The sequence below is a fragment of the Vibrio sp. 2134-1 genome, from assembly GCF_033339495.1.
In genome coordinates, this window is sequence record NZ_JAWOUS010000018.1 from 104,216 (window position 1) to 118,729 (window position 14,514).

The 14,514-nt window shown below is 45.0% G+C and carries 12 protein-coding genes; 9 read left to right on the top strand and 3 right to left on the bottom strand.

The window, feature by feature from the left end:
* Positions 1-91 precede the first annotated feature (91 nt).
* Entirely contained in the window at positions 92-748 is a 657-nt protein-coding gene (locus R7R78_RS18615) for a pyridoxamine 5'-phosphate oxidase family protein (protein ID WP_225474108.1), read from the top strand.
* Here the strand turns inward: R7R78_RS18615 and R7R78_RS18620 are convergent.
* Together R7R78_RS18620 and R7R78_RS18625 are read right to left on the bottom strand one after the other, a co-directional pair.
* The gene (locus R7R78_RS18620; protein ID WP_005373622.1) at positions 729-2,051 is read right to left on the bottom strand and encodes an ATP-binding protein; all 1,323 of its coding nucleotides are present in this window, start codon (positions 2,049-2,051) and stop codon (positions 729-731) included. The two genes, R7R78_RS18615 and R7R78_RS18620, sit on opposite strands and share 20 nt — an antisense overlap.
* Before the next feature lie 3 nt (positions 2,052-2,054).
* On the bottom strand, positions 2,055-2,747 hold the full coding sequence (locus tag R7R78_RS18625; RefSeq protein ID WP_053349274.1) for a response regulator transcription factor: 693 nt from the start codon (positions 2,745-2,747) through the stop codon (positions 2,055-2,057).
* A gap of 366 nt (positions 2,748-3,113) precedes the next feature.
* Between R7R78_RS18625 and R7R78_RS18630 the strand changes: the two genes are divergently transcribed.
* Together R7R78_RS18630 and R7R78_RS18635 are read left to right on the top strand one after the other, a co-directional pair.
* On the top strand, positions 3,114-4,655 hold the full coding sequence (locus R7R78_RS18630) for a hypothetical protein (RefSeq protein WP_213899205.1): 1,542 nt from the start codon (positions 3,114-3,116) through the stop codon (positions 4,653-4,655).
* A 12-nt stretch (positions 4,656-4,667) separates the two neighbouring features.
* Entirely contained in the window at positions 4,668-5,357 is a 690-nt protein-coding gene (locus tag R7R78_RS18635) for a hypothetical protein (protein ID WP_031778833.1), read from the top strand.
* Between the two features lie 86 nt (positions 5,358-5,443).
* Here the strand turns inward: R7R78_RS18635 and R7R78_RS18640 are convergent, their stop codons facing one another.
* Positions 5,444-6,445, bottom strand: coding sequence for an AraC family transcriptional regulator (locus R7R78_RS18640; protein WP_054574582.1), 1,002 nt, complete (start codon positions 6,443-6,445; stop codon positions 5,444-5,446).
* Between the two features lie 107 nt (positions 6,446-6,552).
* Here R7R78_RS18640 and R7R78_RS18645 point away from each other — a divergent pair, with 107 nt between their 5' ends.
* The 6 genes from R7R78_RS18645 (at position 6,553) to R7R78_RS18670 (ending at position 14,316) form a co-directional block, all read left to right on the top strand.
* Positions 6,553-6,879 (top strand): MFS transporter, encoded by a 327-nt coding sequence (locus R7R78_RS18645; protein WP_046875867.1) that lies wholly within the window; start codon positions 6,553-6,555, stop codon positions 6,877-6,879.
* On the top strand, positions 6,879-8,102 hold the full coding sequence (locus tag R7R78_RS18650; protein ID WP_054729669.1) for an HlyD family secretion protein: 1,224 nt from the start codon (positions 6,879-6,881) through the stop codon (positions 8,100-8,102). The genes R7R78_RS18645 and R7R78_RS18650 overlap by 1 nt, the downstream gene beginning before the upstream one ends.
* Before the next feature lie 101 nt (positions 8,103-8,203).
* Positions 8,204-9,526, top strand: coding sequence for an ABC1 kinase family protein (locus tag R7R78_RS18655; protein ID WP_225455317.1), 1,323 nt, complete (start codon positions 8,204-8,206; stop codon positions 9,524-9,526).
* A 112-nt stretch (positions 9,527-9,638) separates the two neighbouring features.
* Positions 9,639-10,985, top strand: a complete 1,347-nt coding sequence (locus R7R78_RS18660) for a magnesium transporter (protein ID WP_005373641.1) — start codon at positions 9,639-9,641, stop codon at positions 10,983-10,985.
* Between the two features lie 805 nt (positions 10,986-11,790).
* Complete coding sequence (codB, locus tag R7R78_RS18665) at positions 11,791-13,029, top strand: cytosine permease (RefSeq protein WP_132937198.1); 1,239 nt, start codon at positions 11,791-11,793, stop codon at positions 13,027-13,029.
* Positions 13,030-13,038: 9 nt separating this feature from the next.
* Complete coding sequence (locus R7R78_RS18670) at positions 13,039-14,316, top strand: cytosine deaminase (RefSeq protein ID WP_104980493.1); 1,278 nt, start codon at positions 13,039-13,041, stop codon at positions 14,314-14,316.
* The last annotated feature ends 198 nt before the right edge of the window (positions 14,317-14,514 follow it).

Here is a 14,514-nt window from a genome sequence, read left to right on the forward strand (position 1 = left end):
GTGGCTCTCTTTAAGCTACCAGTTAAACGCTACATTGCAATCAAAGAATGAGGATCAATCGCTCGTAATCGTGAGCAAACAAGGAGAGAAAATGCTATCCAACACCAATAGAACGGAAATTAAGAAAGGCGCACATAAAGCCGTCTCTGATGTTAGCAAACTGCACGCCATCATAGATGAAAGCCTAATCGCTCATATTGCGATAACCAACGAGTCAGGCCCTGTGGTCATCCCTATGCTGGCATGGCGTGTCGATGATTACGTGTATATCCATGGTGCCAACAACAGTCGACTATTACGCTCACTCAAACAAGGAGTGCAAACGTGCTTAACCTTTACTTTGTTTGATGGTTGGGTATTGGCTCGAAGTGCGTTTCACCACAGTGCGCATTATCGCAGTGTTGTGGTCTTTGGCCAGTTTGAGATGGTGGAAGATAACCAAGAGAAAGACAGGTTGCTGAATCACTTTATTGAACAGATCGCTCCGGGGAGAACAGAACAAATCCGTTTGAGTAATGAAAAAGAACTCAAAGCCACCATGCTGCTGCGTATTCCACTCACAGAAGCATCGGTGAAAATCAGCAATTTTGGCGTCAACGACGATGCGGAAGACATGGACATCCCTGTTTGGGCAGGTGTCCTACCCTACCAAACCGTCGTAGGTCCGCTGCAAGCTTGTGACGATTTGTATGAAGGTATCGCAGAGCCAGACTACCGCAGTGCCTACTCTAACCGTTGGCAGGAATAAGCACCGTAAAACGTGCGCCGCCTAAGTGACTCTCGCCGACAGAAAGCTCCCACCCCAGTTGCCGCGCTGCACTGGTAGCGATGGCAAGCCCTAAACCAAAGCCTTTCATGTCGGCGTTGCGGCTTTTGTCTAAGCGCGAAAATGGCATAAATACTTCTTCTCGCATCGCCTCAGGGATGCCCGGACCATCGTCCTCAATATCGATGCTCCAGCAATCCGCTACCGTTCGAATCGTCACCTCAACGCAGGACTCACCATAACGCTTGGCGTTTTGCAGTAAATTATCGAGGACAAGGTTACCCAAAGTAGGCTGAAAGTGAATCAATTGGTTCGCGAGTTTATTTTCTGCTCTCAACATGGCGGACTCTAAGCCTAGGTAATTCATGCGGCTTTTACACCAAAGTGGCAGTTCCATGGTTTCAACAGAATCGATCCATGAGTGGTTTTTCACACTCAAGCGAGACAGCATGACAATGTCGGACGTTAAATCCGTCACGACATCAACGTATCGTTCAATATCGTCATGTAACTCTGCCTGCATTTCACCACTCGTGCGTCGAGCTAAATCCGTCGCTAGCTGAATACGACTCAGCGGAGTGCGCACTTCATGAGGAATAGCTTGAGTAAAGATGTGTGTTTGGCGCACTCGTCTCTCAATCTCTTCAGACATGCAGTTGAAGCCTTGGGCGAGCTCTTTCACAGGTTGCGAAAATTGCTTTAGCTCGACTCGCGTATTCAACTCACCAGAACCAAATTGTTGTTGCGCAGCCGTTAGTTGCCGAATTTGGCGGTCAAGACGTCGTACAGGTATGTAAACCATAATGCCTAAACTGCATACAACAACCAAAAGTAGAGTAAGTATAAATACAATCTCAGAATCTTCATTCCAATCAACGTGTGGGCTAAAGAAATCCGTTTTTTCTTTGAAAACTAAACTCTTCGAAGTGTTAGGCAAAGGGAATACCGCAGCATAGGTACTGCCATCAATAAGATAAACAGGTATCCCTTGCATACGGTACAGCAGATTACAATCTCGACAAGGCGGTGATCCGTCCCAGTTTTCAACCAATGTTAAATCAAAGATAAAGAAATCTTGCTTGCCGTTTTCGGTTAACTTCTTGTAGAGAGAATCCGGAGTGCCTCGTTGCTCAATGTATTGATCGACAAAATAAGCACCGTCACTCAAAAAAACACCGACTTCTGTTTTGCGCATGTACTCTTCCCCCATAAAGAGAAACAAAGCAACAGTCAGCGCAAGGCCAGTTACTAACCCCACATATAGACGAGTAAACAGGGAAAACATGCGTCATTTACCTGTCAGCATGTAGCCGTGGTGACGTATGGTTTTAATGGTAGCCGTATGGATATGAGCCTTAGAGAATTTCTTCCTTAGTGAGGATATACGCATATCAATCGAACGATCAGTAATACAGTATTCAATGCCTCTGGCAAGACGGCAACATGATTCACGAGATACTGGTTTATCGACATTCAGCATCAGGAGCTCTAGAATTTCAAACTCAGAGCTCGTTAAACCAATATCTTTTTGCAAATAAAATGCTTGGGAGCGACGAAGACAAAGACTAATGCCATATCGGCTCAGCTTTTCTTCTTCAACGATATCAACTTGACGACAATAGCGACGCAACGCTGCTTCAATACGGGCGAGAAGGATATTGCCTTTTATCGGTTTGGTAAGGTAATCATCAGCACCGAACTTAAATAAGCTCACCTCGCTCATTTCATCATCGGTCGCAGTCAAAACAATGATAATACCATGATAAAACTTACGCGCCTCTTGGCATATTTCTGCGCCATTTTTTCCTGGTAACATCAAATCTAACAGCACTAGGTCCGGCTTGAGCCCCTTAATCGTTTCTAATGCATTTTGACCGTTACCGATGACAGTTACCGTATATCCTTCGGCTTCGAGGTACATTTTGGTTAATCGAGCAATCTCTGAGTCGTCTTCTACCAGTAAGATTGTATTACCCACCATGAATCATTTACTCCACCAATATGATGGAGGGAGTATATCGCTCGTCCTATACTGCGCAACCTACTTAAATGATAATTTTAATAAAACGCAGGCTTACATACGCTTACAAACCATACATATACGATAATCCTAATCATTCTATCCCCCTAAAACCATGCAATAACCTGAGGTTTTATTCATTCTCAGAATATAGCTTCACATAGAAAATAAAATTCGGAATAAAAATCCACTATATTTTTAAATGTATCGAATAATAGGTCTTACCAAAAAACAATATCAACATATATGACTTAGTTTGCTTATATAGACAGGACTTTATGTTGATTCTAAGTTTCTTGCTCTAATAAAGTCTACGAGTAACATGAAATGAGATATTCCAAATTAACACCTTTAGCCATATTTTGCGCGATAAGTCTAACTGCTTGTGGCGGCAGTGAATCTAATCCGAAACCATCGAAAACAACACCTCCACCACCACCAGTGCCAACATTGAGCACTGTCACAATCCCAACTGTCGTTTCTACAGAGTTTCCGGCCAAGTTAAAAGTGGCTGCTGATGCGGGCTTCACCCACTATGTGAAAATCTCCCTTTCTGAAGCAAATAACAATGATACATTTCACATTGTGGCCGTTGATGACGGTGCGAATAATGAAAAAATCTTTCGTGCAGCCAAAATCATCCAACACCTTCTAACAAACCAACCAGACTCTAAGTACGGTGCTGACAAGTCTCGTATCGCTAAGACATTAGCCGAGCGTGATGCCACATTAATGCTGACCGAAAACGACGAACAGAATGATGAGATGTTAACCAAAATCTTTATCAACGAACTGATTCGCCAAGACAAACTGAACGACGCAGTTACAAACTCGGGCTTAGCACACTCTTTTGATACAAGTTCTCTAGAAAAGTTTGTTGTAAGCATGATCGTACTTAACGAAGATGATATGGATACACTTGTCACATCTATCGCGTCAACATTAGTAACTAGTAAAGAAACACCAAACTGGCTAAGGAATAGCCAATCTTTAATGTATCGAGAACTGACAGTTGAAGGCGATTGCCATTACATGAGTAATTTTGCCGATTACTGCGCCAATCTTGGCAAAAAAGCCGAACGAGACGCCGCTTTTGAAGAAATTTTACACTTGGTCCAAGCGCAAGGTATTGCACCTAACACGGCGACTGCGGCACTGCAAAATGACATTCAAGCTCATGCGTTAAGCATCTATAACGATATTCAATCGGGCAAACCGACGGTGTGGCGCCCTACTCAGTATGACTGGGACGATTGGAAATCGGACGACTTCGATCCTGAAAGTGTTAAACAAACGGGCCCTTCATATTCTCACGAATATTTTGCTGCCGCTTTTGAAGCTTACATGGGGGTAGCAAAAGCAAACGGACATGGTTTAGATGGCTACCAAGCATTAACGCGTGAAGAAATGCAAACCCAAGATCCACAAGCCGTTGATTGGATCAGTGGCTTATTCCACGGATACTTGCAATATACCGCGAATATCGACTCTGCGGGCGTCAAGCTCTACACAGAAAAGACAAATCCAGGCACAGTACCTACCTTCCGTATGGCTCCCAACAAAGACGGTTTGATAGAAGCGTACACCTACAAATCTCAGTGGCTAACAAAAGTGAAGATCATTGGCGACGACGCGATGAATGTGATCGGTAATGATCAAAACAATACTTTTGAAGGCAACAGCAAAGACAACAGCATTTATGGTGAAGGCGGTATCAACACCTATATCGTGCAACACAAACTGGCGGAATGTACTGTTATCAAAGCAAAGAGCGTTTCTGTTGAGTGCCCGACTACAGGCACTGACGAGTTGTACGACATTCAGAACATCCAATTCACCGACCAAACCCTAGATGTAACCAAGCTATAAAAAATGAAAAACATGAAGAAACTTATTCTATTCGCTCCCTTGCTCCTTGCTGGTTGTGGTGGCCTAGCCGTCATGGATCGTACTGATGCCGTAAAAGCACAACCAGAAATGCTGATCAAAACCGACGGTGATTTTTGGGGATTCGGTGCAGATGGCCATTTTGATTTTGCTGGTAAGTACAAAGGCAAGTATTCACGCAGTGCTTCTAACTCAAGTTGGTTTAACCGTATCTCTTTCAAAGAAGGTTCAATGGGCGCAGAAGTGACTCGGATCGACAGCGGGGAAACTTGGCTTTTGAACTGCACCGGAGGCGGTATGTCGGTTAACTACATGGGCGTCGATTTTGGTGGGAATGATCCTTACACCTGTGACATTACTCAAGATGGTAAAAAAGTCGGTGAGTTTGCGATGGAGCCAAAATCGGCTCTCATCGACATCAGCTTTGAGAAAAAAGAGACAGGCGTAGTGCGTATTGGTAGCACCCACTTTAATGTAGAAACTGTACATACTAGTCCTGACGCCATGATGGCGGTAGACATTCCATTGGGTTATAGCTTTAAGGAGGGCACACAAGAAATTGCCGCAGTGCAGACGAACGGTACCATTGCGGTACAGATGCTCCCTGAACTTAGCGAACAAAAAAAGGATGTAATTGCCATCGGCGCTGTTGCAAGTGCACTAAGTTGGCGTCCTAAGAAATAGCCATCACATAAAACGACACAAAAAAATAACAAAGCCCTCAACTTTGAGGGCTTTTATTGCTTGTACTCATAGAGATAAGTGGAGCACTACTTCTCTAATCTTCCCGTATACTGCTTGGGCGTTAATCCACGATGTTTCTTAAACATACGATTGAAGCTCGCCACATTGGTATAACCAAGGCGCGTGGCAATGTCATCAATACTCACGCGCTTACTCAACAAACCAGCTGCAATATTACTCAATACATAGCCAGAAACCGTCGAAAAATTGAGTCCTAATTTATGCAAACGACGTTGAAACTGCTGTTCAGATAAATCAAGCAGAGAAGAAACGCGCTCTAACGTTGGCAATCCATAATGGCTGCTGTAATTCACCACTTCATAAATCACTTTCAACTCATCTTCTGGGTCGGGCATATTAAGCAAATCATCTAAATCGGAAAAACTCATCGCTAGACGATTGTCTTCTCGATGGCTCACTTGGCGAGAAGCTAGTCGGTCATCTCCTGGGATCCATATCTCTGTTTTTGGCTGACTCCATTCCACCTCGCAGCCGAAATATTCCCGGTATCGCTCAGTATTTTTTCTCGAGCCTGAAACCTTGACACGTAAAGGCTGATAATCTTTGCCAAGAAATTCGCGTAACACCTTAATCATAAATACCGCACAGCGGATACTATCGTGCACCTTTACTGACGTTTCTATAAACGGGTTGTGGTAAGTCCATTTGATGATTTTACCCGACTGTTCGCCTGCAAAAAACGCCCCTGATTGTAGGTTGCTCACACCATAATTCACTCGCCGAATGGTACTGGCTAAATCATTGCCGGAGAATAACCAGCGTCCCACTGGCCCTAGCTTTTGCAGTTCAATACCTCGGCTGAGACTCAACACCACATCCGGGTCACCACTAGCTTGTTCAACACAACGATACCATTCCGCAACGGCTTTTAGCGGGATCAGTGTCATTGGGTTACGAAACACCGATGCTGGGATCCCTAACTCATCTGAGTCCAAATTGTATTTAGATAACGCGAGGTTATGCATGTTTAGAATGCCCATCGCGCGAATAAACCGAACCGTTTTCATAACCAATTACATCAAATTTAATCCTATAGTGATTGAATCTGTCACAAAGAAAGCCGCAAATCAAATTCAGATCACAATACGCCAACAGTTTGATAGAGGAGTGTTTAATGAGTTTACTGAGTGTCCCATTTGTCGGTACAGGCGCAGATACGGCGTTACATGTTGTCGCTGCTGTCGTTTTAATCGCGAGTGTCGCGGGCGCGTGTTACGGCTTTTGGAAAATCCATGAGTTGCCAATTAATAAGGCGCACAGCAAAGACCATCATCAGATAGGGCTCATCACTGCGCTCACCTGGATAGGGTTTGTCTGGCACTGGGTTTGGGTGCTAGCTGTGATCTTTGCATTCGTTGATATGGAAAAAGCCATCATCAATCTGCGTGATACATGGAGAAGTAAACCGCAAACAGAAACACAGCCAAAAGAGGAAGCGTAATGTTAGAAGGTTTAGCGGTATGGGCTCTCTTCATCTATCTGCTGCGTTTGGTTGGCATGCCTTGGAACAAAGCAACCAAATCGTTCGCTTATCTTGGCGGTTTGAGTTGGCTAATGTTCGTATGGGTAGGTTTGATTAATTTCACCCCGATGGATTTATCCGGTGGTTCTGTCGTGCAGTCACCACACATCCAATTGCGTCCAGATTCAACCAATGTAAAAGGTAAAGTTGACCACATTTACATTAAGCCGAATCAGCAAGTTAAAGAGGGTCAGCTCATTTATGAACTTGACCCAACGCAATACGAAATCGCATTAAATCAGGCGAACGTATCCGCCGATTCTGCACGAGTCGCATTAGCTACGGCAAAAGGCGACATCGAGATTGAAGAAGCTAACCACGAAGCGCTAGTGCAAGATCTAGAAACATCAAAGAGCCAGTTGGAAGCGGCGAAAGTTGACTACAAATTGCAGAAAAAAATGCTAGATCGTTATGTTGAGCAAAACCGAGTAGTGCACAACACCATCACGGAAAGCGATATCGACAAACAATCGAGTGCGGTTGATATGGCACGTCACAACGTGTTGACCCTTGAGTCTCAAATCAAGAAGAAACAAGTCGATATTTCCCGTGCACAACTGGCGATTCATAAAGCGGAACTTGCAGTTGAAACTAAACAAGCCGAACTGCGCCAAGCTGAAGAGCAAATTGCAAAAGCGCAATGGGATTTGAATAGCACAAAAGTTCATGCCCCAACAGATGGCTTTGTCACCAACTTTATCCTGCGTGAAGGTCAGCGTGTATCGATGATGCCGCGTATCAACATGTACACCAACGAGAAGTACGTGCTGATGCGAGTCAACCACCAGGCGATTCGTAACATCAAACCGGGTCAGCCAGCGGAATTCTCTTCGTCCGTTTACCCAGGTAAGATCTTCTCAGCGACCGTCGAAGGCATTGTTGAAGCAACAGGTGAGTCACAAGGTAATCTACTGGGTTTCGATGATTCCGTACGTGTCACCACTGGAAAGAACTTACAGAACAAACACCACTTTGTTCGTCTTAAGATTGATGAGCCAGAAGGCTACGATATCCCAGTTGGCTCTGTTGGCCTGGCATGGGTCAGCGGTGAAAAACCGATAGGCTTCATGGCCTTCTTAGATGTGATTCGCGGGATCATCATCCGAATGAAGTCTCAACTGTACTTCTTCTACTCTATCTAAACTCGCAAACCGCCAGTTACGCTGGCGGTTTTCTTTTCATTTGTATCCAAACATATCCTTTTCCCGTATAACAATTAGTTAGTAAATAGCGGAGAAGATTCATGTCGGCAAAGGAAAGAAGCCTACCTACCCATCGCATCTCAAGATTCAGCAAGTTCGCTTCACTTGCTACCCGTGTCGCAGGCAATGTGATTACAGAAGGCACGAAGCAGATAGCCAAAGGCAACAAACCAAAAGCGAAAGACCTCTTGCTGACGCCACAGAACATCGCGCGTTTAACTGACCAACTTGCTCACCTACGTGGCGCTGCAATGAAGCTTGGTCAAATGCTGTCAATGGATGCTGGTGATGTTTTAGAACCTGAACTTGCCGATATTCTTTCCCGTCTTCGTTCCAACGCAGACCCAATGCCTGCAAAACAACTCAACGCAGTAATGGAAAGTTCGCTAGGGACGAATTGGAAAGCTGAGTTTCTGTCATTTAACTTCAAACCAATCGCCAGTGCATCAATAGGACAAGTGCACCAAGCTTACAGCGATGCGGGCGATAACCTAGCCGTCAAAGTGCAATATCCGGGCATACGGAAAAGTATCGATAGCGACGTCGATAATGTCGGTACACTGCTCAAGGTCGTTGGGTTGATTCCCGAGTCTGTCGACTACAAAGGATTGCTCGAAGAAGCGAAAAAGCAGCTACATGACGAGGCCGATTACGCACGAGAGGCACAATTTGCCATTCGTTATCATGACGCTTTGAAGGAGCACCCTCATTTTGTCGTACCGAAGATTCATACTGAAAGTTGCTCAGACTCCGTTCTCGCGATGGAATTCATTGATGGCAGTCCGATTGAGCAAATCGAACATTATGATCAGAGTACGCGAGATTTTGTCATGCACAGCCTACTCGAATTACTGTTTCGAGAGCTGTTCGAATTTAAGATGGTACAAACCGACCCAAATTTCGCCAACTACTTATATATCGAAAATACTCGTCAAATCGGCTTGCTAGATTTCGGGGCCACTCGCGAGTACAGCGAGCGGTTCAGCACTGGTTATCGCCAAGCTTTCGCATCTGTCGTTAACAATGACGAACAAGGCTTGAATGATGCGCTTGAACAAATAGGCTTCTTCAGCCAAACCATCCTTCCAGACCAACGCCAAGCGATTCTCGATCTAGTGAAAATGGCATGTGAACCTATGTTGGTCGATGAGCCCTATGATTTCAAAGCCAGCGGCTTAGCACAAAAGCTTCGCGAGGCTGGCACCATTCTAAGCATGGAGCAAGAATACTGGCATACTCCACCAGCAGATGCCCTATTTTTACACAGAAAAATCGGCGGAATGTACTTGCTGGCAGCCCGTATTGGCGCAAAAGTGAACATTCGCCAATTGGTACAGCCATATCTCACCATCAACAGCGAATAGCCTATTGTTTTTCTGTTACTTTCAAGTACCTTGAGCAAGGTTAAGATGCATAGTTGTGCATCTCAATAACATGCCATACTTCCATAAAACGAATTAACTATCGGGGTACTCGGTGAGCAAGTTTCAAGATCTCTCCACTCTAATCCAGCAAATTGGCCAAGCCGAAGAAGCGGATCAAGTCGCAACGCTCAATGAATCTATTGAAGCGGGCCTCGAGCCCGGCGCGGTTGCCCTGATTCTAGAAGCATTTCCAATCGACGATCGTGTTCGCTTATGGCGAGCTTTACCACTAGAGCTACATATCGACGTGTTAACGGAAATGCGTGCGGACGTACGTTTCTCTATCATCAATGCGTTATCTGAAGTCGAGCTAAAGCTCACTCTCGCTAAACTCGACAACTTGTCGCTCATCGAATGGGCCGATTCGTTGCCAGAGTCGATCATCAACGAAGCGCTCTCGTTGATAGAAAAAGATGAGTTGGAACTTTACGATCAAGCAAACGAGTATGCTGATGAAGAACTCGGCCACTGGGCTGAACGTAAGATCATCACCCTGCCCTTCAATATTACGATTGGGACAGCTAAGCAGTTAATGGAGCGCTATAGCTACGACACGCCTCAACAGGTGTATCTGATTAATCGTAATAAACAGTATCGTGGAACGGTCAACTACTTCGATATCTTACGTGGTGACCCCGATACTCGCTTAAAAACACTCGTTATTGAGGCTGTGACGGTTCTAGACAGTAAAATGATGCTTCCTGAAGCGGTAGAGGCATTAGAACACAGCACACTGCCCGCTCTCCCTGTAACTGATGCAGACCAAACACTGATCGGTGAAGTCGATTGGCAGTTTGCATTGAGTACACAGCGTGAAATCTACGAAGCACGTTTGATGGCCGGTACAGGTATGGATGAAGGCGATGACTTGTTTGCGCCAGTATTAAAAAGCTCGCAAAAGCGCGGGGTTTGGTTAGGCATCAATTTGCTTACTGCGATTTTGGCGTCTGTCACTATCGGACTGTTTGAAGATGTAATTGCTCAGGTAGTGGCTTTGGCGGTGCTCATGCCAATTGTTGCATCCATGGGGGGCATTGCTGGCAGCCAAACGCTCACTCTAATGATTCGTGCGATGGCGCTTAATCAGATCACCCCAGGTAACCGCTTCAAGCTTTTGAAAAATGAGTTGGGTATTGGCTCTCTGAACGGCATTGCTTGGGCGTTAATCATCGGCGGGCTCGCCGGATTGTGGTTTCAATCTCCGGTTCTAGGGGGAACCATCGCGCTGGCCATTATCGTCAATATTATTACCGCAGCTTTATTTGGTGTGCTGATTCCCATTATTCTGGATAAGTTTAAATTGGACCCCGCTTTGGCTGGCTCGGTGATTCTAACAACAGTGACAGATGTAGTTGGTTTTTTCGCCTTTTTAGGAACGGCGAGTTTAGTCATGCTTTAAAAGGTTCATTGTTTATTAATCAATCATTAGCATAATAGAGTCAAATTGCATAACGCAGTTGCAAATTGCAAACAAACTCAGACTTTAAGCAACGCATGTCACAGAAACTACGTATTTTAGGGCATATTAAAGTTGGCACAGTAACTGCATTATATAAATCGACCCTTCTTAAGCCGAGGGTCACCTAGCCAACTGACGTTGTTAGTGAACTTGATTTTGTTCACATGTATATAAGCCAATCGCACTCTTTGCGGTTGGCTATTTTTTTATGTGGCTATTGCCCTCTTATCCTCTGACCGAGCTCGGTTGTACTTTTCTTACCCACAACAGATTGTTTACTGTTTATAAAATTCAAATATTCGCCCACTAAGCCATTAGAAATGCGAGCTTCAACAAAAATAAATCACCTACATAAAATAAAACCAAGAAAACACACCCAAGAAAAGAACAAATAACGTCCAAACCAAAAACCTCATCATGAAATCGTTTTCTTTTCATAGAAATCGACTGAACAATCCAGAGTTATAGATAAATTTAATCCATAAAAACAAATAGCAATTCAAAACATTAATTTCACATAGAAAACCTGTCTATAAATCATAGAAAATACGTAAAAACAAACTTTCCACCTTTAGAATTTAAAAACCAAGCCATTGTTATTAAAAGAAAAAATACACATAAAAAACCAAGCAAACGTTTAAATTTCAATTTTATCATTGACTATTAAATTTACATCACGATAATACGCGCCGTTTGCCTGAAAATCAGGTGCTATAATTTAATATTTCAATGTGCGGAGGCAATAATGGCTGGAGACAATAACTACAGTCTTGGACCAGTTCCCAACACGGCCAGAAAAGGCGTGGCGTCACTAACCATGGTGATGTTAGGACTCACTTTTTTCTCCGCAAGTATGTGGACAGGGGGTTCTCTCGGTACTGGGCTCTCCTTTAATGATTTTTTCCTCGCTGTTCTCATCGGTAACCTAATCCTCGGTATTTACACTTCTTTCCTCGGTTACATCGGCGCTTCTACTGGTCTCTCTACCCACCTTCTTGCTCGTTTCTCTTTTGGTTCTAAAGGCTCTTGGCTTCCTTCCGCTCTTCTTGGCGGTACTCAAGTTGGGTGGTTTGGAGTTGGTGTCGCGATGTTTGCGATTCCGGTGCATAAAGCAACGGGCATCGATACCAACACGTTGATCCTTGTATCCGGTTTGCTCATGACCGCGACCGTTTACTTTGGAATCTCAGCACTGATGGTGCTGTCAGCAATCGCCGTTCCCGCGATTGCACTACTTGGCGGCTACTCTGTCATCGAGGCAGTAAAGAGCGTTGGCGGTATTGGCGAACTACAACAAGTTCAACCAAGCGAGCCACTCGATTTTTCAATAGCTCTCGCGATGGCTGTCGGCTCTTTTGTCAGTGCTGGTACATTAACGGCGGATTTCGTACGCTTTGGTAAAAAGCCGCGCAGCGCCGTGATGATCACCATGGTGGCATTTTTCATCGGTAACTCGTTAATGTTTATCTTTGGCGCGGCAGGTGCGTCGGTGACGGGTCAATCAGACATCTCTGAAGTGATGATCGCGCAAGGTCTTCTTATTCCAGCTATCATCGTTCTTGGCTTGAACATCTGGACGACCAACGACAACGCGCTCTACGCATCGGGTCTTGGATTTTCCAACATCACAGGCTTACCAAGTAAATACATCTCAATGGCGAACGGTCTTGTTGGCACACTTTGCGCTCTCTGGCTCTACAATAACTTTGTTGGCTGGCTGACCTTCTTATCTTTGGCAATTCCACCGATTGGCGGTGTGATCATCGCTGACTTCTTCACGAACCGTAAACGCTACGCAAACTTTGAAGCCGCCCAATTCCAAAACGTTAACTGGGCTGGCATTATCGCTGTCGTGATTGGCGTTGGTGCGGGACACTTCCTGCCTGGCGTAGTGCCGATTAACGCTGTACTTGGCGGCGCAATTAGCTTCCTGATTCTTAATCCTGTTCTCAACAAAAAAGCACTGGCTACACAGCCAGCGTAAGGAACCATCATGACAACACTACTGATCAAAAACGTAACGCTAAAAGGACAAGAAGGTCTGCAGCAAATTTTGATTGAAGATGGTCAATTCAAGCGCATTGAAAGCAACGATGTGGAGCTTAGTCATAACGGTGACATCATCGATGCTGAAGGCGGTATGGCGGTTGCGCCTTTCTGCGAGCCACACATTCACTTAGATACAACTCAAACCGCAGGAGAGCCAAGCTGGAACATCTCTGGCACATTGTTTGAGGGTATTGAACGTTGGGCTGAGCGCAAAGAAATGCTGTCGATTGAAGACGTGAAAGCGCGCGCAAAACAAACCTTAAAATGGCAGATAGCAAACGGCGTACAACACGTTCGTACCCACGTCGATGTTTCAGACCCTACCCTAATTGCCCTAAAAGCGATGGTAGAAGTGCGTGAAGAGATGAAAGAATGGGTAGATATCCAAATCGTCGCCTTCCCGCAGGAAGGAATTCTCTCTTACCCAAATGGCAAAGAGCTGCTAGAAGAAGCCGTCAAATTAGGTGCGGACGTGATTGGCGCGATTCCACACTTTGAATTCACACGCGAATATGGCATTGAATCGCTGCACTACGTATTCGAGTTAGCGAAAAAATACGACCGCCTGATCGACGTGCATTGTGATGAAATCGATGACGAACAATCTCGGTTCGTTGAAACACTGGCAGCATTAGCGCACAAGTTTGATATGGGGAATAAAGTCACGGCCAGTCACACCACAGCGATGGGTTCCTACAACGGTGCATACGCATCTCGCCTGTTCCGTTTATTACGCATGTCCGGTATCAACTTCGTGGCAAATCCATTGGTGAACATTCACTTACAAGGACGTTTTGATGATTACCCAAAACGTCGCGGCGTAACACGAGTGAAAGAGATGCTGAATGCCAACATCAACGTCTGCTTTGGACACGATGATGTATTTGACCCTTGGTACCCACTAGGCACTGCAAACATGCTGCAAGTACTGCATATGGGTCTGCACGTGTGTCAGGTGATGGGTTACGACCAAATCAACAACTCACTGGATCTGATCAGCACCAATTCAGCACGTACACTGAACATTCAAGACAAGCACGGCATTGAAGAAGGCAAACCAGGTAGTTTACTGATTCTTCCCGCAGAAAATGGTTTTGACGCAGTACGTCGCCAAGTGCCGGTTCGTTACTCTGTTCGTCACGGTAAAGTGATTGCAGAAACACAGCCTGCGACAACTCATATTCATCTTGAACAAGCAGAGCAAGTAACGTTCAAACGCTAAAAAGATCGGCGAAACGAAAAAGGCCTGACGACATCGTCAGGCCTTTTTTTCTACTGGTTGTTCCGTCCTAAATAAGGTTGACACTTTCCACACCCAAAATTGGAGAGTGTTATGAAATCAACAACTAAAAGAACTCAGCGCGATTACTCCCTCGCTTTTAAACTCACTGTAGTTGATGAGGTTGAAAAAGGAAGCCTC